This is a genomic window from Anaerobacillus sp. ABA4_114, from assembly GCF_056159065.1.
Window position 1 is genome coordinate 3,124,714 of record NZ_JBSWUM010000001.1, and the last position, 25,283, is coordinate 3,149,996.

At 43.7% G+C, this 25,283-nt stretch carries 32 protein-coding genes; 11 read left to right on the top strand and 21 right to left on the bottom strand.

Features of this window, described 5'->3' with window-relative positions; translation table 11 throughout:
• Window positions 1-20 precede the first annotated feature (20 nt).
• The gene (locus ACXAEY_RS16035) at window positions 21-791 is read left to right on the top strand and encodes an SDR family NAD(P)-dependent oxidoreductase (RefSeq protein WP_474813320.1); all 771 of its coding nucleotides are present in this window, start codon (window positions 21-23) and stop codon (window positions 789-791) included.
• A gap of 77 nt (window positions 792-868) precedes the next feature.
• Here ACXAEY_RS16035 and ACXAEY_RS16040 read toward each other — a convergent pair whose 3' ends face one another.
• The 5 genes from ACXAEY_RS16040 to ACXAEY_RS16060 are packed head-to-tail and all read right to left on the bottom strand — an operon-like array spanning window position 869 to window position 3,376.
• On the bottom strand, window positions 869-1,750 hold the full coding sequence (locus tag ACXAEY_RS16040; RefSeq protein ID WP_474813322.1) for a DUF4097 family beta strand repeat-containing protein: 882 nt from the start codon (window positions 1,748-1,750) through the stop codon (window positions 869-871).
• A 10-nt stretch (window positions 1,751-1,760) separates the two neighbouring features.
• Complete coding sequence (locus ACXAEY_RS16045) at window positions 1,761-1,937, bottom strand: hypothetical protein (RefSeq protein WP_270181041.1); 177 nt, start codon at window positions 1,935-1,937, stop codon at window positions 1,761-1,763.
• Between the two features lie 39 nt (window positions 1,938-1,976).
• Window positions 1,977-2,213, bottom strand: coding sequence for a hypothetical protein (locus ACXAEY_RS16050; protein ID WP_270181040.1), 237 nt, complete (start codon window positions 2,211-2,213; stop codon window positions 1,977-1,979).
• Between the two features lie 26 nt (window positions 2,214-2,239).
• Window positions 2,240-2,686, bottom strand: a complete 447-nt coding sequence (locus tag ACXAEY_RS16055) for a GNAT family N-acetyltransferase (RefSeq protein WP_474813325.1) — start codon at window positions 2,684-2,686, stop codon at window positions 2,240-2,242.
• 15 nt (window positions 2,687-2,701) lie between these two features.
• Window positions 2,702-3,376, bottom strand: coding sequence for a GntR family transcriptional regulator (locus tag ACXAEY_RS16060; protein WP_474813327.1), 675 nt, complete (start codon window positions 3,374-3,376; stop codon window positions 2,702-2,704).
• Between the two features lie 176 nt (window positions 3,377-3,552).
• Here ACXAEY_RS16060 and ACXAEY_RS16065 point away from each other — a divergent pair, with 176 nt between their 5' ends.
• Entirely contained in the window at window positions 3,553-5,235 is a 1,683-nt protein-coding gene (locus ACXAEY_RS16065; protein ID WP_474813328.1) for a M20/M25/M40 family metallo-hydrolase, read from the top strand.
• Between the two features lie 73 nt (window positions 5,236-5,308).
• The gene (locus tag ACXAEY_RS16070) at window positions 5,309-5,488 is read left to right on the top strand and encodes a hypothetical protein (RefSeq protein ID WP_474813330.1); all 180 of its coding nucleotides are present in this window, start codon (window positions 5,309-5,311) and stop codon (window positions 5,486-5,488) included.
• 110 nt (window positions 5,489-5,598) lie between these two features.
• Here ACXAEY_RS16070 and ACXAEY_RS16075 read toward each other — a convergent pair whose 3' ends face one another.
• Window positions 5,599-6,303 (bottom strand): lysostaphin resistance A-like protein, encoded by a 705-nt coding sequence (locus ACXAEY_RS16075; protein ID WP_474813332.1) that lies wholly within the window; start codon window positions 6,301-6,303, stop codon window positions 5,599-5,601.
• A gap of 93 nt (window positions 6,304-6,396) precedes the next feature.
• On the opposite strand from ACXAEY_RS16075, the gene ACXAEY_RS16080 reads away from it, so the two are divergent.
• Window positions 6,397-7,128 (top strand): MerR family transcriptional regulator, encoded by a 732-nt coding sequence (locus tag ACXAEY_RS16080; protein WP_474813333.1) that lies wholly within the window; start codon window positions 6,397-6,399, stop codon window positions 7,126-7,128.
• 928 nt (window positions 7,129-8,056) lie between these two features.
• On the opposite strand, the gene ACXAEY_RS16085 is transcribed toward ACXAEY_RS16080, so the two are convergent.
• From ACXAEY_RS16085 to ACXAEY_RS16100, 4 genes are all read right to left on the bottom strand, one after another.
• Window positions 8,057-8,206, bottom strand: coding sequence for a YvrJ family protein (locus ACXAEY_RS16085; protein ID WP_270181032.1), 150 nt, complete (start codon window positions 8,204-8,206; stop codon window positions 8,057-8,059).
• Between the two features lie 60 nt (window positions 8,207-8,266).
• Window positions 8,267-8,482 (bottom strand): DUF2922 domain-containing protein, encoded by a 216-nt coding sequence (locus ACXAEY_RS16090; protein ID WP_474813335.1) that lies wholly within the window; start codon window positions 8,480-8,482, stop codon window positions 8,267-8,269.
• A 37-nt stretch (window positions 8,483-8,519) separates the two neighbouring features.
• The gene (locus tag ACXAEY_RS16095) at window positions 8,520-8,738 is read right to left on the bottom strand and encodes a DUF1659 domain-containing protein (RefSeq protein ID WP_270181030.1); all 219 of its coding nucleotides are present in this window, start codon (window positions 8,736-8,738) and stop codon (window positions 8,520-8,522) included.
• Between the two features lie 181 nt (window positions 8,739-8,919).
• On the bottom strand, window positions 8,920-9,177 hold the full coding sequence (locus ACXAEY_RS16100; protein WP_474813337.1) for a hypothetical protein: 258 nt from the start codon (window positions 9,175-9,177) through the stop codon (window positions 8,920-8,922).
• A gap of 209 nt (window positions 9,178-9,386) precedes the next feature.
• On the opposite strand from ACXAEY_RS16100, the gene ACXAEY_RS16105 reads away from it, so the two are divergent.
• Together ACXAEY_RS16105 and ACXAEY_RS16110 are read left to right on the top strand one after the other, a co-directional pair.
• Window positions 9,387-9,935 (top strand): hypothetical protein, encoded by a 549-nt coding sequence (locus tag ACXAEY_RS16105; RefSeq protein ID WP_474813339.1) that lies wholly within the window; start codon window positions 9,387-9,389, stop codon window positions 9,933-9,935.
• 166 nt (window positions 9,936-10,101) lie between these two features.
• Window positions 10,102-10,686, top strand: coding sequence for a cupin domain-containing protein (locus tag ACXAEY_RS16110; protein ID WP_474813340.1), 585 nt, complete (start codon window positions 10,102-10,104; stop codon window positions 10,684-10,686).
• A gap of 57 nt (window positions 10,687-10,743) precedes the next feature.
• Here the strand turns inward: ACXAEY_RS16110 and ACXAEY_RS16115 are convergent, their stop codons facing one another.
• A complete protein-coding gene (locus ACXAEY_RS16115; protein WP_270181026.1) occupies window positions 10,744-11,181 on the bottom strand; it encodes a cell wall hydrolase in 438 nt (145 codons plus the stop codon).
• An 83-nt stretch (window positions 11,182-11,264) separates the two neighbouring features.
• Window positions 11,265-12,539: a histidine--tRNA ligase gene (locus ACXAEY_RS16120; protein WP_474814858.1), complete on the bottom strand. Its 1,275-nt coding sequence runs from the start codon at window positions 12,537-12,539 to the stop codon at window positions 11,265-11,267.
• Between the two features lie 516 nt (window positions 12,540-13,055).
• Between ACXAEY_RS16120 and ACXAEY_RS16125 the strand changes: the two genes are divergently transcribed.
• The gene (locus tag ACXAEY_RS16125; RefSeq protein WP_474813342.1) at window positions 13,056-13,202 is read left to right on the top strand and encodes a hypothetical protein; all 147 of its coding nucleotides are present in this window, start codon (window positions 13,056-13,058) and stop codon (window positions 13,200-13,202) included.
• A 56-nt stretch (window positions 13,203-13,258) separates the two neighbouring features.
• On the opposite strand, the gene ACXAEY_RS16130 is transcribed toward ACXAEY_RS16125, so the two are convergent.
• From ACXAEY_RS16130 to hmpA, 3 genes are all read right to left on the bottom strand, one after another.
• A complete protein-coding gene (locus ACXAEY_RS16130) occupies window positions 13,259-13,882 on the bottom strand; it encodes an HAD family hydrolase (protein WP_474813343.1) in 624 nt (207 codons plus the stop codon).
• Window positions 13,883-13,933: 51 nt separating this feature from the next.
• Complete coding sequence (locus ACXAEY_RS16135; protein WP_474813345.1) at window positions 13,934-14,380, bottom strand: pyridoxamine 5'-phosphate oxidase family protein; 447 nt, start codon at window positions 14,378-14,380, stop codon at window positions 13,934-13,936.
• A 130-nt stretch (window positions 14,381-14,510) separates the two neighbouring features.
• Window positions 14,511-15,725, bottom strand: a complete 1,215-nt coding sequence (hmpA, locus tag ACXAEY_RS16140; protein ID WP_474813347.1) for an NO-inducible flavohemoprotein — start codon at window positions 15,723-15,725, stop codon at window positions 14,511-14,513.
• A gap of 192 nt (window positions 15,726-15,917) precedes the next feature.
• On the opposite strand from hmpA, the gene ACXAEY_RS16145 reads away from it, so the two are divergent.
• Complete coding sequence (locus tag ACXAEY_RS16145; protein WP_474813349.1) at window positions 15,918-16,364, top strand: RrF2 family transcriptional regulator; 447 nt, start codon at window positions 15,918-15,920, stop codon at window positions 16,362-16,364.
• Between the two features lie 347 nt (window positions 16,365-16,711).
• On the opposite strand, the gene ACXAEY_RS16150 is transcribed toward ACXAEY_RS16145, so the two are convergent.
• Complete coding sequence (locus tag ACXAEY_RS16150) at window positions 16,712-17,293, bottom strand: helix-turn-helix domain-containing protein (protein ID WP_474813351.1); 582 nt, start codon at window positions 17,291-17,293, stop codon at window positions 16,712-16,714.
• Between the two features lie 93 nt (window positions 17,294-17,386).
• Between ACXAEY_RS16150 and ACXAEY_RS16155 the strand changes: the two genes are divergently transcribed.
• On the top strand, window positions 17,387-18,361 hold the full coding sequence (locus tag ACXAEY_RS16155) for a DMT family transporter (RefSeq protein ID WP_474813353.1): 975 nt from the start codon (window positions 17,387-17,389) through the stop codon (window positions 18,359-18,361).
• A gap of 31 nt (window positions 18,362-18,392) precedes the next feature.
• On the opposite strand, the gene ACXAEY_RS16160 is transcribed toward ACXAEY_RS16155, so the two are convergent.
• Window positions 18,393-19,778, bottom strand: a complete 1,386-nt coding sequence (locus ACXAEY_RS16160; protein WP_474813355.1) for a PepSY-associated TM helix domain-containing protein — start codon at window positions 19,776-19,778, stop codon at window positions 18,393-18,395.
• A gap of 232 nt (window positions 19,779-20,010) precedes the next feature.
• Window positions 20,011-20,448 carry an NUDIX domain-containing protein gene (locus tag ACXAEY_RS16165; RefSeq protein WP_474813357.1) on the bottom strand — a complete coding sequence of 146 codons (438 nt, stop codon included), beginning with the start codon at window positions 20,446-20,448 and terminating at the stop codon, window positions 20,011-20,013.
• Window positions 20,449-20,892: 444 nt separating this feature from the next.
• Here ACXAEY_RS16165 and ACXAEY_RS16170 point away from each other — a divergent pair, with 444 nt between their 5' ends.
• Complete coding sequence (locus ACXAEY_RS16170; protein WP_474813359.1) at window positions 20,893-21,852, top strand: sodium:calcium antiporter; 960 nt, start codon at window positions 20,893-20,895, stop codon at window positions 21,850-21,852.
• A 36-nt stretch (window positions 21,853-21,888) separates the two neighbouring features.
• Here ACXAEY_RS16170 and ACXAEY_RS16175 read toward each other — a convergent pair whose 3' ends face one another.
• The 3 genes from ACXAEY_RS16175 to ACXAEY_RS16185 all read right to left on the bottom strand — a co-directional run bounded on the left by ACXAEY_RS16175 (window position 21,889) and on the right by ACXAEY_RS16185 (window position 23,535).
• Window positions 21,889-22,245 (bottom strand): hypothetical protein, encoded by a 357-nt coding sequence (locus ACXAEY_RS16175; RefSeq protein ID WP_474813361.1) that lies wholly within the window; start codon window positions 22,243-22,245, stop codon window positions 21,889-21,891.
• 65 nt (window positions 22,246-22,310) lie between these two features.
• Window positions 22,311-22,892 carry an ATP-dependent Clp endopeptidase proteolytic subunit ClpP gene (gene clpP / locus ACXAEY_RS16180; protein ID WP_474813363.1) on the bottom strand — a complete coding sequence of 194 codons (582 nt, stop codon included), beginning with the start codon at window positions 22,890-22,892 and terminating at the stop codon, window positions 22,311-22,313.
• A 16-nt stretch (window positions 22,893-22,908) separates the two neighbouring features.
• Window positions 22,909-23,535: a sigma factor-like helix-turn-helix DNA-binding protein gene (locus ACXAEY_RS16185; protein ID WP_474813365.1), complete on the bottom strand. Its 627-nt coding sequence runs from the start codon at window positions 23,533-23,535 to the stop codon at window positions 22,909-22,911.
• Between the two features lie 219 nt (window positions 23,536-23,754).
• Between ACXAEY_RS16185 and ACXAEY_RS16190 the strand changes: the two genes are divergently transcribed.
• Window positions 23,755-25,230, top strand: a complete 1,476-nt coding sequence (locus tag ACXAEY_RS16190) for a flavin monoamine oxidase family protein (protein ID WP_474813366.1) — start codon at window positions 23,755-23,757, stop codon at window positions 25,228-25,230.
• The last annotated feature ends 53 nt before the right edge of the window (window positions 25,231-25,283 follow it).

The following is a 25,283-nucleotide window of genomic DNA, read 5'->3' on the forward strand; positions in this document are numbered from 1 at the left end:
CAAATAAAGGAGGAATTCACATGACATACACCGTCATTACTGGAACAAGCTCAGGGATAGGCTATGAAACGGCGTTAACGTTTGCAGGAGAGGGTAAGAATCTTATTCTTGTCGCACGAAGAGAAGAAAAGTTAGAAGCACTAAAAAAGGAAATCCAAGACATCAATTCAGAATTGGACGTCGTCGTGCGCGTCGCGGACTTATCGATCAACGAACAAGTGTATAACCTTTACGAAAACCTTAAGGAATATGAAATCGACACGTGGATCAACAATGCCGGGTTCGGGAACTTCGATTCTGTAGGAGATCAAGACTTACCGAAGATCGAAACGATGCTTCGCTTAAATAACGAAGCGCTCACAATTCTGTCGTCTCTTTACGTTCGCGATAATGCGGATAAAGAAGGAACACAGCTGATTAATGTCTCGTCAGGGGGAGGATACACGATTGTCGCCGATGCCGTGACGTACTGTGCAACAAAGTTCTTCGTTAGTGCATTTACAGAAGGGTTAGCGCAAGAGCTAGAAGGAAAAGGGGCGAAGCTAAAAGCCAAAGTCCTGGCACCTGCTGCAACTGAAACAGAATTTGCCGAACGCTCGTTGGATGTCGATGAGTTTAGCTATGAACAAGCTGTTCCGCAGTATCACACAGCAAAAGAAATGGCCGCGTTCATGCTCGATCTCTATAAAAGCGATAAAGTCGTCGGAATCGTTGACGGGTACACGTATGAGTTCTCATTACGTGATCCCATCTATCCTTACGCGTCGAGAGCAGCAAATTCGGATTCATAAAACAAAAAGGGAGTTCGTCAGTACGTTGACGAGCTCCCTTTTTCAAATAACCGATTTAATGGAGAGGACAGAGTGACTTATTTTACCGAGAAATCTCCTGACGTAGTTTCGACCACTAGCTTATTCGTCGCTTCTCCGATCACACCATGAAATTCGTTCTCTTCTTTCTCCTTGTATAACAGACCCTTCAGGCTACTATCAGCTTCTCCCGAGTTTCCATCGAACGTTATCTCAAGATCTGTAGGCTGCTTTGAATAAATCACCTCGACACTGCCGCTCGTTGTTTCGATCTCAAACGATTCGCTTTCTTCTTCCGTTACGAGCGTGACATCTCCAGACGTTGCCTCGATCTCCCCTGTGGTTGCAGTTAGACGATCAACCTCGATACTTCCGCTCGTCGACTCAATCGAAAGATCTTCGATTGTGCTCTCGCCTAGTTCTATGTTTCCGCTTGTAGCTGCTAACGAAACGGTTGCGGCTGTAAATCCTTCAAGCGTATGAGAACCAGAAGTCGACTCGATCATGACGGTATCGGTCGTCAGTGCTTCACCATCAATATCCCCAGACGTGGAACGAACATTCAACGTTTCAAAAGCATTCTCTGGTATTTCGATAATGAGCGTTACATTTTTGCTTACAAGATTAACTCCAAGCTTACTGTCAGGTACATACGCAACTTGAAGCTTTCCATCTTTCTCTGTCACGTCGATCTCCTGGTTATCGCCATCTTTCTTGACTGTTCCTTCCAACGTTACAGAAAGCTTCTCCTCTGTTGTAGAACGAAAAACAATGTCTGCTGACGTTGTTTTGACATCGAGCGAGCTCATTCCTTCTACCGTAACTTCTTCATTTACATTTAACGAAACTTTTTCTGCTCCCACATCGGTAAAGTACATAACCCCCGCTATAAGAAGTAAGATGATTCCCAACAAAAGAACGACTTTTTCACTACCGCACATCCCCCATCCGCTACGTTTTCCTACTTTGTATAATGACCGTTAAAAAGAAGATGACAAGATACCCAACCATTAAATAAACGAGTAAGAACGCTGTCGGGACTGTACTCCAAACGAGCTTCGTGATGAAAAAAGCAACGAGAGCGAAAATCACAGCACCGAGCCATAGCTTAAATCGATTGACATTCATCGTTCACTTCCCCCTTGCTGCTATGAATTTGTCTTTGTATTAAATGAATTGAAACCCATAAACATACCAAAATAATAGAATCGTAAAGATCCCTGCATACACCCATTTTTTCTGTTTGAAATGGATGACGCTGATCAACGCGAGCACAGATAGCATAAAGAAATAATAAAGATAATCGAACCATTTCGCTTCGATCAGAAACCGATCGATCGTGATCAAAATAAAAAATGCGACGACAAATAACACGTACTTTCTAGATTCCTTTGCCTTATTCAATCAACGAACCTTCCAATCATTTTTTGTTATTCTACATCTCTCTTCATGACAATGTCGTCATCCGTTTCGTCCACTCTCTTAAATCCTGCTTTTTCATAGACTCGTATGGCTGCTTTATTTGTTTTCTCCACTTCTAACCTAACCACGTCGATCCTCGAGTCATAGTAATTTAAGCCGAACTGAATTCCCTCGTTCACGTAATCGACGGCGAGTCCTTTCCCAACTAGACGAGGATGAAGAGCAAGTCCGATCTCCACTGTATTACCGCTTACTGTGAACTCAAAAAGTCCAGCAACTTTTTCCCCTTCAAGAGCCACGAACCCATCACACCCACCAGGACCGATCAGCACATCGTCTTTCTCATAAGAAGTAAAGTAAGGTTTCATAAAGAGGTCTTCGAAGCGTCCTTCATAGTCCCATGCGTCAATTTCTTTCAGGTATTCCAATGTGATTGGAACAAATGTATACGTCATCGTCATTTTCCTTTCCTACAACATTTGATCGAGCGATTTATACCCTTCTGCAGTTTGCTTCAATGTATCGAGCGTACTCTCTAAATGATGGCGAATTGCGATTTGCACTTCTTCGACGTCTCCGCTCTTGATCGCTTCAATGATCTTCCGATGTTCATCCAGACTTTTGTTCTTTTCCTCACTCTTCGTATCGACGACATCATAAATTCGCAAGTAAATATCGATTTGATCGATCACCTTACGCAAAAATTCACTTATGTATTTATTATCGCTCCTGTCTGCTAGAAGCATGTGGAATCGTTTGTTAAGCGCGATGTATTCTGGGATATCTTCTGTTTTATAAACGCTCACCTCTTCTTCAAGCGTCTCTTTTAATCTTAAGATATCGTGATCTGTGACCTTTTCGAGTCCAAACTTTACTGCGATACACTCTAGTTCGATCCGCAGTTCAAACGCCTGAATGATCTCCTTTATGTCTGGCTGTACCACATACGCCCCCTTGTTCTGCACAAGCGTCACGTAGCCTTCTTCTTCTAGTTTCCGAAACGCATGACGGATCGGAGTCCTGCTTACGTTCAGCTTTTCCGATATGATTGCTTCCACTAATTTCGTTCCGGGCGCAAGCTCTCTCCTCAAGATAGCCTGTTTTAACTTATCGACAATCCTTTGTTCAGCAGACTTTTTTGTCATAGGTGATCCCCTCTACTTAAAAATATACGGTACTTCTAGCATAAGCGACCCACGCTTCTAAGCCAAGCACTTGCTTGAAAAATTCAGGCTATTCAAATCGAAAGAAATGCCTTACAATAAAATTGTAGTACAATTTTGAACTACATTAATGAACAGAAGTAAGGGGGCACAAGCTCATGTATCATAAATTGGTCGATAAAACGATACCACAGCAAGTAGAAATGCTCACTCGGGCTTTGGTTGAGATCGAAAGCATCAACGGTACATCAGGAGAAGCAGCTGTTGCCGATTTTATTAAAGATACGCTGCTATCCTTTCCATATTTTAAAAAGAACCCTCACCTTGTTTGGGAGCAGGTTGTCGATCAGAAACTAGGCAGAAAGAATATCTTCGCACTCCTTAAAAGTCAAAACGATACGAAGAACACGATACTGTTCCATGGGCATCTCGATACAGTTGGGACGGATGATTATGGCAGCTTGAAAAAAGATGCGCTGAAATCCGATGCGTTAGAGGCCTTTTTCAAAGACTATCAGTTTGATCAAGACGTAAAGAAAGATGCGGAGTCTGGTGATTGGCTGTTTGGTCGAGGGGCACTCGATATGCAGAGCGGTGTAGCGGTGCATCTTGTAAACTTACTCTATTTTTCAATGCATCAAGAAGAGCTCAATGGAAACATCCTCTACATGGGCAATCCTGATGAAGAAAGCCAGCATAAAGGGATCACGACTGCGATATCAGAGTTAAATCGATTGAAGCGACAAGGACTGAACTTTGTTTGTGCGATCAACGCTGACTTTATGACGCCTCAATACGACGGTGACCCGCATCGCTATATTTATACCGGTTCAGCCGGAAAACTTTTACCGAGCTTTTATATTTATGGAAGAGAAACGCACGTTGGTGACACTCTATCTGGAATCGACTCAACGTTGATCTCAGCTGAAATCAATCGAAGAATCAACAACAACATCAACTTAGCTGAAAATATCCCCGGGGAACTCATCCTTCCTCCTTCGTGTTTGTACCAGAAGGACACGAAAGATTTCTATAACGTTCAGACCGCTAAAAGCAGCTACTTGTATTTTAACTATTTTATTTATGAAGCGACGGCGAAGGATGTGATGAGAAAGCTTGAGGAACTGACGGTCGATGCTTGTATAGAGGTCGAAGCAACGCTTTCAGCGAACTATCAAGCGTTCATCAAGCGGACGGGACTTCCGACTCGAAATCTTTCTTGGCACATCGAAGTTACGAGTCTTGAATCATTTATCGATGAGTTGAAGGGAAAAGGCGCAGATGTCGACACAGTGACTGCCCAAGTTATCGAGGAAAACAAAGAGCTCGAGGCGCGAATGCTTTGTTTTAAAATCGTCGAAGCACTTCAACAGCTTGATCCAGATAAGAAACCAAGAGTGATCATCTTCTTCGGTCCTCCTTACCTACCCCACAATTATTTGGGTGAAAGTGAGCGTGACCAGCTGTTGCTTGATGTCGTGAAACGAAATCTTGATGAAACGGCAAAGCGCACAGGGGAAACGTTCGCAGTGAAGAAGTTCTTCCCATACCTTGCAGATGGTAGTTTCTTATCGCTTCATGAGACAGATGATGAAATCGACGCACTCGTGAAGAACTTTCCTGAGCTCTCAAAAACGTATCCGATTCAAATCAAAGATATTCGTGAATTAAACGTTCCGTCTGTGAACATGGGCGTGTATGGGAAGGACGGGCACAAATGGACAGAGCGTGTCTATAAACCTTATTCGTTCGATGTCCTGCCAACACTCATCCGAGATACTACGAAGATGCTGCTCGATCAATCGAATGAAAGGCACGGAAAAAAGGTAGTCACTGAGTAAATGCCACTTCCTTACAAATATTGTTTTTTTCTACCTGAAGAGGGTAATGGATAAAAAACAAGGTGGTGTGCAAATGAGTAAGGCAAAACTGATTGTTTTCATCCTAGCTGCTATCTTCTTCTTAGGGGCGATCATCTTTGACTTCTTCACAGAAGACTTCGACTATACGTTTTTCAAAGCCATCGGCATGGTCATTACAATCGGGATAATTCTTTACAAGTATGCGAATGGGAAAGAGGAAAGTGAAATGTAGGCTAATTCGCTCAACATAAAAACGGTCAGGGGCAGTAGCCGCTGGCCGTACGTTTTTTGGGAGCTATCGTCTACGTTTTATTTCTGAGCCAAGACTTTATCTTCATCGTTTTACGCCAAGCTCGTCAGCAAAACCATGATTCCGTTCGTTATGCCATGAATCATAACGGGTGGCCAGATTGAACCGGTTTTCTCGTAAGCTAAAGCGAATAGGATACCACTACAGAAATTCACCGGCATAGCATTAAAGGTTGGAATATGGATGATTGTAAAAATAAATGAACTAAGAAGGATCGCACCAATAAATCCTACCCTCGTTCGTAACCATCGATATAGAAAGCCACGGTAAAAAATTTCTTCATAAATTGGCGAAATGACAGCAGCAGAGATAAAAGCCATTAGGATCATCGCAACATGATTGTTTTGCTGCATTGCTTCTGTTTTACTATTTTCCCATGTGTTTCCTATTAAACTAGTCATGACTACAATTGCGATAGCACTAAGTAATAAAACAATTGAATAAAGAACAATTATTCTCCAATCTTTCTTATGGAATTTCGTTACTCCTACTTCTTTCCAAGAAAGCCTTTTTGGCCAAAGCGCAATCAAATAAACTCCTAGAAGTAAGGTTATTGCCATCGTTACTCCTACCAACATCCCAGCATATAAATCATGATCTAACCAGTTTGAGTAAAGCGGTCCTACAACAAATTTAATCAATCCAATCACAACTCCAAATTCCAGAAACATCAACAAGATAAATTCTTTCATCCCCCAATGGTCTTGCCTTCTCCAATCATATTGACCTAATTCCAATTGCCATCCCTCTTTCCATGTTTGATATACTCAACATGATATTGGATGACGTAACGTAACCTGCAAGACATTTTTTGGTGGGAGTGAATTTGAATGAACTATTGGACAACAGGAGAAGCTTCCAAGAAGCGAAACATCTCCATCCGAACACTTCGATATTATGATCAGATCAATCTGCTATCGCCAAGTTTTAGAGATGAACATGGAAAGAGGCTTTACTCTGAGGACGATTTGTTTACATTAGAAAAAATATTGATTTTAAAATCACTTTCACTTCCGTTAGAAGATATTCGCGGCATACTAGATCGACTTTCGTATAAACAGATCCTAATCTCTCACTACAATTACCTTCAGGACGAACTTTCGAAGATCCAAACTAGTATCTCAAATACAGCATCACTACTTAATTCCATCGAATTAGAAGAATCATTATCTTGGGAACGGGTGACTCAACTTGTTCAAAATTCACAACAGAGCTCAAAGAAATGGGTGGATTATTTTCAGGAAGATGAAAAACACCTTTTGGAAAAGGCCCTTCCAAACGTAAGCAACAACACCGAAACGACCCAACACTATATTACACTGTTGAAACAAATTGAAAGATGTTTAAAACGCACTATTAAACCTGAATCCGAAGAAGGCGCACGGATTGCTTCTGAGTTAATCGAACTAACAAATGAAGGATTTGAAGGAGATCAAGAATTGATGGATAAATTCTGGGAGGTAAGAAAGCAACCTGCCGAAGAGACAGGATTATATCCCATTTCGGATGAAGTTTTAGAGTTTGTAGAACGAAGCATTGCTTATGTGGAGAAGGGTAGCTGAGGTTCTTAATCATCTAGGAGACCATGCCCTACATAATGTTCAGTAAGTTAAGTCGATAATAAATGTTCTGTTGATTAGATATTACTGTGAGTTAGAAATGACGTTTGGGACAATCATTATGGTAACTCGATTAAGTCCCCATTTTAAAAGCACCTATCTATATCTCACCGTGCACTTTTGATTTCTACTTTTCATAACAAGTATTCATTACACCTTCTATTTCGTTCAACCCTCTCAAATCTGACTCGGCCCCTCAACCTACCAAACATCCTTTTTATTTACACAGCTGCTTTTACTTCTCTAGTGTTTCAACAATCCGTTTCCCTCTTTACTTCTCTCTACCTTTTATCATACCGGTTACGATTCATTCCCTTGACTTACCGTTCTTCAAATACCTGAATGAACTAGATTTGATAAGGAAACATTGGACAGAGAAAGACTACCTTTTCTACAGCACGAAGTACTGTAGAAAAAGCAGACGTCCTGAATGGTACTGAGTTTGCCTGAGGGGCCCACCGTATCACCCGATTTGAACGCTTGAATTCCTTCAACAGAGAGCTTTCTACACATGAAACCAGTCCCATGTGCGTCGTCTTCTCCCTGCTACCCGTACCGTAGTACGCCTGGTTACCTCACCGAACCATTAGGGCTGTTCACGCCATAGTCTCCCGCCGCAGAAATCGGGAACTGCGTGTTCTGCGGGAACGCTAAAGTTATTTCATCGGCTTCAGCTAACCTGTCAAGTTTAGATTTTAAACGTGTTACTAGGGGTTCCACGTTCTGAACAGCTTTCGGAAAAAAGGCATTACGAAAGACACCTCGCACCATTCTGCTATTTTTTGAAAAGGCCGAGGACTTGTTCACTATGAAGTTGGTATTTCAATATGTATAAGCGTGAGGTGGTGAGGGAGCCCTCACCATCCTCCGGTTAGTGATCGTTACGTAACGAGATGTTCTCTGGCAGCTGTAGAATCGTATCGTTCAGCGTGTCGAGCTTCTGTTCGATGCGGTGAAGCAAGTAGAGCGTCACCACGACAGGAAAACCAACATCACTGATGAGTGTCATCCAAGACTCCATAACAATCCCTCCTTTTTTTAGCTACTGGAAAAAGAGAGAGCAAGTGCTCTCTCAGGTAGATTAGATGATCACGTCGCTCGTGTTACGTTCAACGATTCTTGCGCCTCGTTTTGATACAAGATCACCACCGCTAGTAGAGAAGATGTTCTGTTGAAGCAATGTGTCCATCGCAGCAGAAATCGCTGCTGCATCTACCGGCTCCACCGGATCGCTAAGTGAGATCGAGAACGGTTTGTTGTCAGCGTTAAGAAATTGAAGTTCTAGTGTTTTTGCCATGTCGGGTACCTCCTTCCTTATTTAGTTGGATAGCGTACTAGCCTAGTAGATCAGAAGAATCATTGCGCTCAACCGCAAACATCGTGTGCTGTTGAAGTGGAGCTAGCGCTGCTGCAACGGTGAACAATGCGTCCGTCGAAGCTGTGACTTTGATGTTGTTGAAGTTCTTGCTGCGAAAGATCGTCTTACCTTTCTCGTCGACTCCAACGTCAAGTACCATACGAAGCTGCGTGCTATTAAGAGAAGCTGTTGCCATGTGTGTCACCTCCTTTCGCTTTCACCCTATATATCGAAACGAAAGCGCAAAAAGGGGCATGTCCAAAAAAAAAGATTCGGGTGCCTGTCACTCCCCGAATCCTGTCGAACGTAAAAGAGGGTGTTCCGAGACAATCTCATAACACCCTCTTCACCTCATATTTAGTTATTGGCTATGTAACTCATTTTTCTTGGACAAGTGAATATTTCGTAAAGTATGCCCCTACCAACAATAAGATGATGTTTAGGGACCATATGAACACTCCAAGAAAATCAAACCACATTCCGAACAAGTTGATGATTGCGATTGAAAAGAAGCATATAGGTGTTAGCGCACTCTTCAATCCAGTTTGCCCCGCCTTTCTTCGTTTCTTTATGACGAGAACGATTGAAGCAATAAGAACGACCGCGAGTAATAGTGACATGATAGTTGTGAACATAAGCGCTTCCTCCTGATTGACTAAAGATCTTCTACCTTATCTACGTCTTACCCGATCATAAAGTTCCAAACGTAGTGCCTGTCACTCCCCGAATGGTGTCGAACTCACCTTCGTTATCCACTTCCCAAAAATTAGACGCAAGTCATCCAATCCAATAAAAGCCCGTTTGCATATACTTTAAGATAGATTATGAAAGGTGGTTAATTCGGTTGTCTCTTTATTTAGTCGTCAGAAACCCTTCTATCGTCGATACGGATGTACAAAACATCTTGTCTATCTGTGTATTCTCAATCGACTGTAATCCAACATTAAATACAAACGTTCTCGTTTCATTGGGCAATCCCGATCAGGCCCAAAATATTGATTTATTCTTTATGGATGGTACACCGATCACGTTCGATAGCCTCGGTACGTTTGTGTTCGAGGGCGTTAACCCGGATACGTGCGCAACGATCCTCGGTACATTTAGAGAACCTGGCAACTACGAGTTTCACTTCGCTCTGTTAGAAGAAACATCGAACGCACCGATCGATCGGGTATCAGAGACGGTTCGTGTTATTGGCGAGAGTAGTGGAACGATTCGAACACCAGAGCCTCAGGTAGCTCCAAGTACTAGTAACGAACGCACAAAGAACGGTCGAAGCGAGAACGGTCAAACCGATCTGGCTCAGAAGCTCCAAATGAAGCAGCTGCAAAATAGCTCCTCCAAAAAGAGTAAATACAAGAGACCAAAGGTCATCAAGAGTTCAAAGCAATGAACGCTTCCCACGTATAAGAGAGCTTATCCAAGCAGGGTAAGCTCTCTTATAATGAAAGATACAAAGGACAGGAACATAGTTCGCTAGAAACTAGACCCCTAACTAGTCCAAATAAATTTACGTACATATGATAATAGAGAAGTTTGACAAGAAAAGAGGAAATCATATGACGAGTCCCGTTTCAGGGTATATCACCGATAACCGAAATCTAGTCGGTGGAAAAGGTACACCAAATTTGTTTTTTGATATAAACAACAGCGTGTTGTTTGAAAGAGATCCAGAAAACATCGTCTATCTTTTATCTTCCACTCAGATGCCTGCCATGATCGGCGGATCTGTCGCAGAACTAAATATGTCGAAGGGGTTTATTAGAGAACCTCACTGGCATCCGAACGCATGGGAGTTGGACTACCTTATTTCTGGTTCAGCAACCGTTGGCATTCTTGACCCTAACAACAATAAACTACAAACGTACAAGCTGACAAAACCAGGCGAAACGGTTTTCATCCCAATGGGTTACTGGCACTGGATCTCAGCTGATTCTGACGATACAAAACTGATTCTATTCTTTAACAATGATCAGTTTCAAACGCAAGAAGGTTCTACGATGTTAACGCAAACGCCACTTCCTGTTTACGAACAAGCGTACAATATTGAGCCAAAGAAAATGGCTGCAGCACTAGAGCCGATCGAAGGTGCTGGCGCAGTCGTCATCGGACCGCCACCTCCACTCTCAAGAAAGCGAAAATAACAGTAAAACCATAGCGAGCGAGTCCGTTCACTATGGTTTATTTGTTACATAAAACACCTATCGATAAACGCTCGCACACGTGCCGCCTTCTGGCTCGTAGTAACAGTGGTTTTTGTATTGACCAGAGAACGGCTGACCGTACCATGTTGAAGGACATGGCCCGTAAGGATTGAAGTACCAGAGCGCGTATTTCCCTGGATGTTGCCTCCAGTAATCCAAATTTTGTTTCGCTAATCGCTTCTCAGATTCTCGCGCTCGATGGTAGAAAACGTTCCCTTTTTGAACAGCTTCAAATGAATAGTTGCCTCCCTGAACCTGATAGATCACCTGAGGAATGGTTCGTAACCCCTGGAAATCCAAACAATCGGCCTGCGCACGATTGACGATGACGTTTCCTACATAGAGCATCCCCTGTTTCCCTTCTCCTTCGGCTTCAGCTCTCATCATCCTTGCCATCAAGGCAACATCTGAATCTTTGTACTTTACTCTTGGCATTTTCCTCACCCCAAGATAGTGTATGATGAATGCCCATGGTGATGTCACTAATCCATGAAAGAAAAGTAGCGATGGGCTCGTCATCAAAATTCAAACCGCTCTGTATTCTCATCACCCGTTGCCATGTTTTTCACGTTGTACGTTCCGTTTTTCACTTCCTCTTCACCGATGATGATCACGTAAGGAATGCCTTCTCGATTCGCTTTATTCATTGCTTTCCCTACCTTCCGTCCGCTCATATCAACCTCAACACGATTTCCTTTGTCCCTGAGAGCCTTCGCAAGCTTCAACGCCTGCACCCCTGTGTTTATTGGGATGATAACATACTCGATCGCGCTTTCTTTTACCTCAACCTCCTCTTTCATCGCCGTATAAATGACGTCCAGTCCAAAAGAAATTCCGACCGTCGGAAGCGGCTCATCACGGCCGATTAAGCCAGCGACCGCATTGTCATACCTCCCCCCGCTTCCGATGCTCGATGTTACGCTGCCGCTCCTCAAAAACACTTCATAAATCGTTCCCGTGTAAATATCTAACCCTCTCGCTAAAAAGGGATTGAAGATGCATTTTGCATCGATACCGAGATACGTTAAATAAGATTGTAATTCCCTAAGCTCTTCAATCCCTTCTCTCAGTACACTCTCAGACCCACTGAATCGTTCAAAATAAGAAAGCTCCGTATTCCCCTCATCTTCAAGAAACTGTTTGATTGACGTTACACGTTGAGGTGATACTTCTTTGTCTTCTAGCTCTTTCACTACAGCGTCCACACCAATCTTCGGCAGCTTATCAAGTGTTAAAATTACATCGTTCACCCTGTCACGTGGGGTTCCGAGAACGTTCAGCATGCCTATCAACAGCTTCCGATTGTTGTACTGAATCACCACATCGAGGTTTAACCGACGATAGCCTTCTAACCCCATCATCATCAACTCTGCTTCAGCAAGCTGTGTATCGACACCAACGATGTCAACATCGCACTGCGTGAACTCGCGGAATCTCCCCGCTTTGATGGGACCGTCTCGAAACACCTTTCCGATCTCGTACCGTTTAAAAGGCATGCTTAACGATGGATTCATCGCCACCACTTTTGCGAATGGAATCGTCAAGTCATATCGTAACGCAAGGTCTCGTTTCCCCCGATCCGATAATCGATACATCTCCTCCAAAATCTCATCGCCACCTGCGTACTTCGAAGCCATCAAGCTCGTTTCATTCAAAATTGGCGTCTCAAGCGGCTGGCATCCGTATTGAATGAACAAATTTTCAAGCGTTCGGATGATCTCCCTTCTTACCCTCTGATCCTTAGGCAAAAAATCCTGCGTTCCTTTTACATTTTGAAAGCTCTTCATATCCATTCCTCCTAAAAAAGTATAAAAAAACCGCATCGAGTTAAGTTGTTCACTTAATCGATGCGGTTTCATGAAGAATAGCCTTCCTATGTGCGATTTCTTTTTAGAAAATCGAATAGCAAGGCTAGTTGTTATGATGAAGTTGTGTGAATGACAATCGTTCGTTGACCATGTGAACTCACACCTTTTCCTCTATTTCAAATTACATTATCAGAACCGTGCTGGAAAATCAATGCAAAAGTTGTATGTAAAACAGTCTTGCGATCAAGATGGAAAACAAAACGAGCACGATGCCATAAAACAGCTTCACGTTCTTACCTGCTCTTCGGTCCATACGGCTTTTCTTCACGCTTTTTCACCTTTCACAAAATCGGCTTATTGCTGTCGTTACCTCAAACAAGAAGCATGCCAATTCATCGTGTCCCTTCATAAAAAAATTGGTCTGTACACGTATATTTTTATCGAAAATCACCGAACATGGAGGATACTTATTGAATAAAATAAGAAATAATGATTACGGAGATGATCGGTGTGTGGGTGATCACAGTACTCGAAGACAACGGTGCTCGGACCACGTTAGATGTTTGTTTCAGTACGTACAAAGAAGCTGCGTCTTATGCAGAAAGAGCTAACTTTCCATCGTTTACGATCAAGGTTGCAACGCGATAACGACCTTGGAAACCGCACCTTTTTAAAGGCAGTGCGGTTATTTTTATTTTAACCATCTATTCCCCATACAATGTTAAAAGATCATCGAACCTTTCGATCACATCGTCATACTCACTCACTTGACCAAACCCATACTTTGCATAAACAAAAGGAATCCCGGCGAATCTGGCAGCCTTTCTGTCCCCTTCCGTATCGCCTACATAAACAGGATTATGAAGGTTGTTTCGTTCCATGATCAATTTAATGTTTTCACCCTTTGAAAGCCCTGTTCTACCCGGGTTTTCATAATCTAAAAAGTGTTCACCTAGTTGATGATAGTCATAAAACACCTCGATATACCCATCCTGACAGTTGCTTACGATATAAAGCTTGTACGACTGAGCAAGAACCTTGAGAACCTCAGGAACGTTCTCATAAAGAGATCCACCTTTTTCGGCAATCGTACCTAGTTCATTCTTGCCACATGCATCGATGAGCTGTTTTCTTTCTTCTTCACGAACATCTGGAAAAAACATTTTACTGATCTCATCCATCTGCAGTCCCATCGACCGTTCGAAATCTTCACGCGTTAGCTGTTTGTCCGTGTGAGGACTTTGACTGATACTCTCATTCCAAGCATCGATCACCGTATCGATCGGATCCCATATCGTTCCGTCTAGATCAAAAATTATACTATCCATATGTATTTTCTCCCCTCTAAGCTATTGTTGTTCAGTATATAGTAGATGGATTCATTTGGAAATACTCGGGCCATACGATTGATCTCTCACTACAACTGTTTCAGGTACGAAGCGAATCAAAACATTCCCTTCATCCTGGTGCTGAAACCTTTGGTCCCAAACCTCTTTATTTTCACCCAAGTATTTTGACAGTAAGCGCTCTGCTAGTGCTTGATCGAACGGTTCGACCGTCGCTTTTCCTCTAAAACCGGCGTGCCATACTTTCCCCTTGTTGTGATCAAAATCAACGATTCCAATCGCACACTTCGGTTCCTCCTTAAGCCGTAACGGGAAGGAGTTTCCAGGGTTGCCGATCATCCATAAACACTCGTCTTCCCAGTGAAACCACACCGGTGATTCTCTTGGTCCATTTTCAGATGATGTTGAAAGATGAGCGAATAAAGGTTTTTCTAACAACATTCGCAGCTCGAACGTTCGCTTTCCGTTGACAATTCTCATGATACCCTCCTATCTATCGGGTCAGGTACGTACCTGACTCCGCCTTCTAACAATTATTTCAAACCGGCAACCAACCCTCAACAATTGAAAAAAGACATTTCCACATTAACGGAAATGTCTTAACAACATTTTAATGAATCGATGGCTCGAGTGCGACTGCTGGTCCGAAGAATTCATAATGCATATGTTCTTCTTTCACACCGAGCGATTCAAGGGCTTCCCTCACCGCTTTCATAAAAGCTAATGGGCCGCAGAAATAATAATGTGTTTCCTGATCAAGCGTAAGAATTTCTTTTAGCCATTCACCTGTTACATAGCCTTCTTTATTAAACAATCCGAGCCTTCGATCTTCACTCGTAGGCGATTCATAGCACGTATAATAATCAAGAGCAGAGTGATCCAGTGCCCTCACTTCCTTATCGAATGCATGAACATTCCCATTGATCGCCGCATGAATGAACGTCGTGTTTCTGTTCTGTGTTGCACTAGCCTTCACCATACTCATTAGTGGCGTGATCCCTACTCCACCACTTAATAGAACGATTGGATTCGTACCTTCTTCTAAATAAAAGTCTCCTGCTGGTGCAGTAACGCTCAGCGTATCTCCTTCTTTTACCCCTTCATGCAAAAAGTTTGAAACGATGCCATCAGGCTTCGTAGGGTTTTCTTCCTTTTTCACAGAAATGCGGTAGTACGGTTTACCCTGAACATCTGAAAGGCTATATTGACGGATGTGTGTGTAAGTATCTCCAGGGATGTTTACTTTGACACTGATGTATTGTCCTGGTTTGAACGGTGCGAGCGGTCCACCGTCAACAGGTTTTAAATAGAACGAGGTGATCACGTCACTCTCTTGCTCTTTACGCTCAACTACGAAGGTGCGATCGTTACGCCAGCCACCTACCTGTGCCTCTGCTTCTTTATACATTTCTTCCTCAACGTCGATGAACACACTTGCGATGACGCCGTACGCTTCTTCCCATGCGCTCAAAATCTCATCTGTCACCGCATCCCCGAGCACTTCTTTAATCGCTTTTAATAAATACTCCCCGACAATTGGATAATGTTCTGGTTTGACACCAAGACTTCGATGCTTATGCGCAACTTGCTTCACGACAGGAAGGATCGACTCCAACTGATCGATGTGCTTCGCTGCTGCGTAAACGGCATTCGCTAACGCTTGCTGTTGACGTCCTTGCTTTTGATTCGCATGGTTAAAGATGTTTAACAGTTCAGGATGGTTTGTGAAAAGCATGTCATAGAAACGTGTTGTGATGGCATTTCCGTGGACTTCCAACACAGGCACAGTCGATTTGATGGTAGCAATCGTTTTAGGTGATAGCATAAGAAAACCTCCATAATTTTAAAGAAGTATTTTGTTTACATCTTTATGGTAAAGGGAATCTCTTTTTAAAGCAATATAAAAAATACATCTTTACGAAAGTGTTCACATTTCGTTTAAAACCTTACAGAAGTTTTCATAATGGCAGATGTGCTAAAATAAAGGGAAAGTGGACTGAAATGAGGATGAACGATCGTGCGTTTAAGAAATTATACGGATTACTCATTAAGAATGTTGATCTATCTTGGGAGTATGAAGAATGATAAATTAGCGAGCATCCAGGAAATCGCAGATGCTTACAATATCTCGAAAAACCATTTGATGAAAGTCGCTCATGAGCTCGGAAAGAAGAAGTATATCGAAACGATCCGAGGAAGGTACGGCGGACTACGACTCGCAAAACACCCTAAAGACATCAACGTAGGGGAGATCGTACGAAGCATGGAAGAAGATTTTCATCTAGTCGAATGCTTTGACCGAGAAACGAACACGTGTGTCATCACACCTGCGTGTCAATTGAAGCATGTGCTCAACGACGCACTGCAAGCTTATTTTAAGGTTCTAGATGGCTATACGCTCGATGATCTTATCGTGAATGATGACACTCTGCGACAATTGTTCGATCTCAACAAAGGAAGATAGACGAATAGGCAGCTTTAGAGTGTAGAGAAAATCGGTATTGGGAAAAGAGTAGTCGATCAATTCCTTTCCATATAACGTTGATGGTTAAAAGGGAGGTCAGAATTGCCATATTCGTCTGTTAAACCATTGGGACGGAATGTTGACTGTGAATTTATTCCTTCAAGTAGGAGAGACGATCGCGGACTCCTGCGGTAGTACGGGCGGCCGAGACCGGGGTGTGGGTTTCACCTCGGGCTTGGACGTTCGTCCGCGGAAAGCATGCGATCGTCATCGACTACGGCATAGGGAGCACTGAATAATGACATAGGGTTATCGACAAGCTAAAGCTGCCGAATCGGCAGCTTTTTCTATGCCTGCGTATAGATCATCACGAAATGTAAAACGGCCCCAGCTGAGTCTGGATTGATGTAAGCATGCTCTTGATCAGCCTGGAACTTGATCGAATCATACCGTTCTAGCTCATAGATCTCATCTTGGACCCTCACGTTCACACGTCCTTCCATGACAGTGATGTATTCGATCACACCTTGCTGATGGGCATCTGCGCTGTACTCACTGTTCGGCTCCAGAAACGCTCGATGCGTTTCTAATGAACCGTACCCCTTCATGTTGAACATCGGTTCAAGAACTAAAGATTCATTTGCGCTAAGCACTTTCTGCCCTTCATGTTTCTTCGATATCACCACGTCTTGTTTTTCTGCGAGTAGCGATGAAATCGGAATCGCGAGTCCATTCGCAATCTTCCAGATGATCGTTAACGATGGATTCGCTTCCCCTCTTTCAATTTTCCCTAACGTTAAATTGCTAACATCCGTTCGTTCTGCTAGCTCTGATAACGAAAGATTTCGTTCCTTCCTAATCGATCGTAGCGTTGCCCCGACTTGCTTCGATAATTTCTCAGGGTCTCCCCAGTTATTTTTTTCACTCATACGATAACCTCACAATGATTTGATTTTACAAACTACTACATATACTATAATATACATATTATTAACTATACTACACAGAAAAGAGCGATTTTATTGAAAGAGATAGCCCTCGGTATTCTTTCGTCGATGTTTTTTGCCGTTACATTTATCTTGAACCGCTCGATGGAACTTGAAGGTGGAAGCTGGATGTGGAGTTCTTCCCTCCGTTTCCTCTTCATGGTTCCCTTTCTACTCCTCATTGTACTGATGAGAAGCAATCGAAAACAAGTTTTCATCGAACTAAAAAAAGAACCGTGGAAATGGCTGACGTGGAGTTTTGTAGGTTTCGTCCTTTTCTACGCCCCTTTAACATACGCAGCTACGTATGGACCAGGCTGGTTAGTCGCTGGCACATGGCAATTCACGATTATCGGTGGGATCCTCGTCGCTCCTTTCTTTTTCAAAGTAGAACGAACCTCCACTGGCATCGTGAAACGACGACACCGCATCCAAACAAAATCACTCGCCATTTCGCTGATTATCTTGATCGGAGTCCTTTTGATTCAACAGCAAAAAGCGAGTGAGCTCACGATCGTTCAAATTATGATCGGGATCGGTCCTGTCATTTTAGCAGCGTTCGCATACCCACTCGGAAACCGCAAGATGATGGAGCTATGCGAAGGGAAGCTCGATACGTTTCAGAGAATACTAGGCATGACGATCGCTAGTTTACCATTTTGGTTGATTTTAAGCGGGGTTGCGGTCGCCAAAGTCGGCTTACCGAGCACGAGTCAAGTGACACAATCGTTTATCGTCGCGATCTGTTCTGGCGTCATCGCGACAACGCTATTCTTCATCGCAACGAATCGCGTGAAGTATCACCAAGGAAAGCTCGCAACAGTGGAAGCCACGCAGTCGACGCAGATTCTGTTTGTGATCATGGGTGAGACGCTCCTGTTAACAAGTCCGCTCCCAACTGGACTCGCTTTAGTAGGCGTTTTGTTCATCATCTTAGGAATCATTGTTCACACGTTTAATATGAAAAAGATGAGTACGGTTGCGGTGCCGAGGGCGTCGAGGGCACAATAAAAGGAAGAGGGTGTACCCTCTTCCTCTAAGGTTAAGCTCCTAACCACTTCTGGAATTTCGGCATCAGCGGCAATAGGTAGCGATCGAATAAGAACACAACGACGATAGAGATTCCGACTAATGGCATCAGAATTCCAAATACAAGCATGATCGCTAGGACGACGCGCTGTACCTTTTTGCTTTCTGTTTTCTTAGGTGCGCCTAACTTCCCTTCAGGTTTCCTTTTCTTTAGCATAACAAACGAACTCAAAACGATTCCGATCAAACCGATACAGACGATCAACCCGATGATCTGGTTTGCTAGTCCAAATAAGCGCCCTTCATGTAAAGCGATTCCGTATAGTATTCCTTTCGCCATGATGCCATAATCACTGAACCGAACGTCTGTTAACACAGTCCCATCATATTGATCGACGTGAAGCATCGTGTTATCCCCTGGTTTTGTGTGAGAACTTGAAATCGTGTAGACGCCTTCTTCTCCTTCAGGAAACGATATCGTATATGGTTTTACTACGGCATTCTTATCTGCGACCTGACTAACTTCATCAGCGGACAGCGTTCCGCCTTCACTAAGCGTCGAGACTGGTACAGGAATATTTTCAGCTGCCCACGGCACATCCGTTGCAACGTCTTTTGTTACGACCGGCGTCTCTGTTTCAGGGAACCCTGTATCCGTAGCCACTGCTAATTTGTTGATCTGCTCTCCCATGACGCCTGACCACGGAAGTCCAGTCGCAATTAAGATAACGATGAAAATCGATAGCCAGAATGCAGGCACCGCATGAACGTCACGCCAGAACGTTCGTCCTTTCGATCGAAGCCTCGGTATTACCGTGCCGAAGATCGATGAACGATTCCGAGGCCACCACAGGTATAACCCCGTTACTAACAAAATGATCGTCCAGCACGCTGCTAGCTCGATGATCCGGTTGGCTACCGTTCCACCAACGATTAACTCACTATGAAGCCTTTTAAAAACTTCCGTGAACTCATCTTCTGTTTTCATCGTTCCTGCGATACTTCCGTTATACGGATTCACATAGACAGACGTCTGCTCACCGTTTTCGAGAAGCCCCATCTTCGTTGTCCGGTTCGGGTCATCCGAAAAAAGCATCGACGTGATGGTAGCATCCGGAAATTCGTCATAGACGCTTTCTACCTGTTTTGATGCAGATAACGGTGCGGCTTCTGTCGTTTTTACTTCATATAAATCTTTGTACAGAAACGATTCGATCTGTGGTTTAAACAAGTAGACAGCTCCACTAAACGCTAAAATGATCAGAAACGGCGCAAAGACGAGCCCCGCATAAAAATGCCATCGCCAAAGCGTGGCGTAGAAAGAGGGTTTCTTCGGTTTACTAGGTTTGTGTTCGTTTGGCTGATGCACATCGACTTGCTGCTGATTAGAGTATGACATTGTCCCTTCTCCCCTAACATTTATTTTCTTACTAACTATTAAGCTAACGTTCCAACCTCTCAATTGGATGTGTACGAGACACTACATTTAAAAATAATAGCGAAAAACCTCCCTCGCTCAAACATGAATTGTTACAAAAAAAGAACACCCAACCATTCGGGTGTTCCTTGAACTAGAAACGACACAACTTAGTCACCTTTGCGGTATTTTTCCTTCGTCAGTCTCACCTGCGCTAACGGATAAAAGCTCCCTCTCTTTGTTCAAGCGCATCTTCTAACCATCTCGGATGCATCGTTAATAAGTTTTCCGGAAGCTTAGATGCCTGAAAGAACTTCACATCAAGTGATTCGTCTGAATTGCACCTGAGATCTCCACCTATGATTTCAGCTAGAAAGCACGTTGTAATAAAATGAACAACTCTTCCATCTGGGTAATGAAATACTTGTGAGGACGGCTCCGAATAAACGCCGATCAGCTTTTTAACCGCAACATCTAAATTCGTTTCTTCTTTCACTTCTCTTACCGCTGCCTCAGCAACCGTTTCTCCAATCTCGATATGCCCGGAAGGAATACCCCATAGCCCAACATCCTTCCTTTTTTGAAGCAGCACGTCATTGTTCTCATTCAAAATAATCACCGCTACACCTGCTTTTAACGCATCGATCTTCATCTCAATAACCTCCTTACAAAATAAAAAAAGGCCCGAAGAGAAAGTTTTCAGCGCATGCGAAATACGCTGAACCTTTCCCCTCGGACCTTTTATGTCAATAGGTGCCTTTTACTTTCGTAAAAGATGCAGCCCTCGGTCACAGTCCTATCGAATAGCGGAACCCTAGCTGCAGTTTTCCAGTTCACTACTAGTCTACTACGGATGGAGAGGTGATGAAAGTATTTTGCGGAAGGGCGAACGTACATTTTGTCCCTTATAAATTGACTTAGAAATCAGTTCGAGCTATAGTTAAAGTAACAAGGGGAGTAGCGGCCGATACGGTTGGTGGATCACCATTACGGTATTTCGATACCTGGTCCATCACGCTAAACTTTTAGTACGCAAGACCTTGGTACAAAACGTGCCAGGGTCTTTTTTGTATGCACTGGCAGAGAGGAGTTCACCATGCTAATCCTATCCTTTATACTCGCAGCAGCAGTTGTTGTCATTGCCGCTATTTACCTGAATCAGTTCGGTGACGTCATCAGTAAGAAATCGTCATTGAGCGGTGCGGTCGTCGGTACGTTCTTGATCGCAGGAGCAACGTCACTTCCAGAGTTAACGACGAGTTTGACCGCAGTGTACATCGATAATCCGGATATCGCGGTCGGAAACATGCTAGGAAGTAACGGGTTTAACCTACTAATCCTCGCTGTTGTCGACTTGATCTATCGAAGAAGAAGACTGTTTCAACAAATCGATACGAAGGCGAACGTCCCATCAGCGCTCATCGGCTTACTCTTTTTTGCGATCATTATCGCATCGTTCCTAATTCCCGGTTCCATTTCAATTTTTGGAGTTGGAATCGAAATGATCATCGTCGTTCTCGCTTACGTCCTATGTATGAAGTTCATTTCAAGTGATGATGAGAAACAAGAAGAGATTCCTGCGAAGGATGTCTCCCTTCGAACAGCGATGATCGGCTTCATCATCGCAGCGGTTGTTGTTTTTGCTTCTGGTAGTCTTCTATCGATCACAGGTGACCGACTTGCGCAAGCAACCGGCATGAACGCGAGCTTCGTCGGAAGCTTTCTCATCGCTGCTTCTACGTCACTACCAGAGCTCGTGACAGTACTCGCTGCTTTTAAACTAGCAAACTACAACATGGCGATCGGTTCGATTCTAGGAAGCAACCTTTTCAACATCCAACTTCTTGCATTAACGGACATCCTTTACCGAAAAGGACCGATCCTCGCAGCGGTCGATACGTCGAACATGTTCATTGCAGGGCTCGGCCTCGTCATGACGCTCGTGATCATCTACCTACTCGTGCGTCCAGCTCGTACCCTAAGTCAGTGGCGATATGCCGCCCCGTCACTCGTGATGGCTCTGATGTACGTCGTTATTTCATATGTATTGTTCTAATAAAAATCGTGCTGTCCATGTGGGCAGCACGATTTTTCACCGCTCATCACTTCCTACTTCAACGACTTCCTCCTGCATTGACTCGTGTACGTAACCTTGTTCTTCATAGATTCGGTCTTCCTCTAGGTGGTTTTCATAGTAATCAAACTCATCCTCATATTCAGCATTCGATACTTTTCGGATGGGTGAAGTTATCTGTTCATTTGGCATGCCTGATGCTACACGAACCCGACGTGGTAGATGCCGAATCGCAAAGAAAGCTCCGATCATAAAAGTGAGCGCAAACTCGATCCGCGTAAAAAACAACAGCATCAAAAAAACGATGACGTATAAGACCCAATAAATCGTACTCAACCCCTTTAACTTATTGGATGATGCACCTATCTTATTCATCGATCAGGAGAATCATGCCATTTTTATAACAATGAAAAAGACAACAGCGCGCTGTTGTCTTCCTGTTACTTCCTTTTCAAAATGTCATCGACGATACCATACTCTTTCGCTTCTTGTGCACTCATGAAGTAATCACGGTCCGTGTCTTCTGAAACCTTCTTAATCGGCTGACCTGTTCGATCGGCGATGATTTCATTGATGTGCTTTCGAAGCTTGATAATACGTTTTGCGGAGATCTCAAGGTCCGTCGCTTGCCCCCTCGCACCTCCGAGTGGCTGATGAATCATGACCTCACTATTCGGAAGAGCAAACCGCTTCCCTTTTGTCCCTGACAAGAGTAGCATCGCTCCGAATGAAGCTGCCAAACCCGTACAGATCGTTTGGACGTCTGGTTTGATGTATTGCATCGTATCTAAGATCGAGAAGCCCGCTGATGTCGAGCCGCCTGGACTATTGATGTAGAGCGAAATATCTTTCTCAGGATCTTCTGCAGCTAAAAACAAGAGTTGAGCAACGATGCTATTCGCCATATGATCGTTGATCTCTTCACTCACCATGATGATTCGGTCCTTTAACAAACGTGAATAGATGTCGTACGACCGCTCACCTCGATTCGTCTGTTCCACTACATAAGGTATCGCATTCACGTTATTGCCTCCTTCGCTATGCTGCTAATGAGAGGATCATGGAAGGTGACGACGGGCGTGAGGCCCTCGGAATGAGGGTTGGGATCAGGTTGATGAATATGGCAGGGTCTTGAATCGCGATCGCTTTCACTAATGACCGGTACAGCACCTCGTCATAAGCGTTTTGTTCATCAGCGTCCGCCACCTTTTGAACCTTCGATCGAGCCCGGTTCAACAATGCCTTCACACCTGTTTCTGACATCTCTAACAGCTCCGCGATCTCAGAAATTTTATACTGAAACGCTTCTTTTAAAACGAACGTCACAAGCTGTTTCGCGGTTAACGTTAACAGTTTCTCAAGTATTTCAGGATCAACATCGCTTTTTTCAGCGGCCTGCCCCTCAAAACCTTCGCCTGAAACAAGGGTTTCCTTTTCTGCCTTTCTCATGTGATCGATCCAACCATGGTAGGCAATTTTCTTCAAAAGGGCTGGTGTAATCTCGCTTCCATACGTCTTAAAAGCCTTCACTACCGCATCGTGAGCGAGGTCCTCTCCAAGCCATTTGTCTTTTGTGAGAAAGGTGCAGTACGCATACAGCTTCGGCAGCATGGCCTCTAGCTGCTTTTCCTTACCGTTCTTCATCGAAGGGAATGTTTTTTCCACCATCATCACTCCTTTATCCTCTCACTTCTATAACGGATGAACCTTACTAAAAGATATGGGTAAGGAAAAAACTTTTTCTACCTTATTCTAGAATACACATTCGAATCAATCTCTCCTCATCGTACCCTATAGCCCTATGCCAACCAACTTATATGGTTCTTACAAAGCCAATATCTCATAACCGCATTACTTTATTCATATGTATAGGTGGGAAGGTAGGTGGGTGTGGTGACAGAATCGTTTTCTTCATTAAAGTACCCTGATGATTTACTATCCATTATTCGAAACGGTTTGCCGAATTCCTGTCCTACTCGACACATCATCATTATCGGGGCGGGTTTGTCAGGATTAGTCTCGGCTTCATTATTAAAAAGGGCTGGTCATCGCGTCACGATTCTTGAAGCAAACAACAGAATTGGTGGAAGAGTGTACACGATTCGAGAGCCTTTTTCAGAGAACAAATACATGGATGCTGGGGCGATGAGAATCCCTGATAATCATGCCCTCGTGTTTGAATACATCAAGCGTTTCCAGCTACCTGTTAATCCGTTTAAGAACGCTTCTCTAAATGATTTGATCTATGTGAACAATGTTCTTACGACTCGGAAAGAATACGAGGAAAACCCAGATATTTTAAAATTCCCAGTGAATGAAGATGAAAAAGGAAAAACGGCAACAGAGCTTTTTCTAGAGGCCACACAGCCTTTTATCGACCTTTATCAAAACAGCTCTGACGAAGAAAAGGAGAACTTGATCAAGGAGTATGGGTCCTACTCAATGGGAAGGTTTTTAAGGAGCAACCCCTTCGGACGCCCTCTTTCTCTCAATGCGATAAGAAGCATTGCTGTAATGCTTGGCATCGAAGGATTCCCTAATTTTGCTTTTACTGACATTTTAACTGACATCATCTATCCGATCTTCAGTAATGACATAAAGTTTTATGAGATAAAAGGTGGGAATGATCGTTTGCCTTACTCCTTCTTCAATGAACTGCGATCAGATATTTACTTCAATCGTAAAGTTGAGAAGATTGTCCAGAACGATAAGGGGGTACGCGTTCAAGCGGAAAACCCACTAACTGGGCAACGGTTCAGCTATATAGGTGATGCGGCCATCATTACGTTGCCGTTTCCTCTAATTCAATTCATCGATGTATATCCATACGATTCGATTTCGTTCAAAAAATGGCAGGCAATCCGAGAACTGGTCAACGTACCAGCTGTAAAGATCGGAATCGAATTCGGGAGGAGGTTCTGGGAGGATGACGGAGTTGGGAATGCGCTCAGTGATTTGCCAACCCGTTTCACCTATGTCCCAAGCCATGCCATCGGTTCGCCTGGTTCTGGTGTGTTGTTGGCGAGCTATAGCTGGGGAAATGACGCTGTCCTTTGGGGCAGTTTATCCGAAGAAGAACGGATTCAGATGGTACTGAAAGACTTAGCGAAAATTTACGGAAGCAAAGTCTACACAGAATATAAGAATTCGGTTACGTTCAATTGGAGCGAGAACCCATACTCCGCCGGTTGCTTTACACTCTTTGTCCCTGGACAGGAAGCAAATTTAGGGCAAATCATCAGACAGCCAGAAGGAAAGCTTTACTTTGCTGGCGAACACACCTCCTCTTTCCACGGCTGGATGGAGGGCGCCATCCAATCCGGGGTAAGAGCAGCGTATGAAGTGAATAACAGCTGTTGAAATACGGTGCCTGGTACCACCCGGTTTCTGTCGAAACAAGGGTTCCGAGTCAG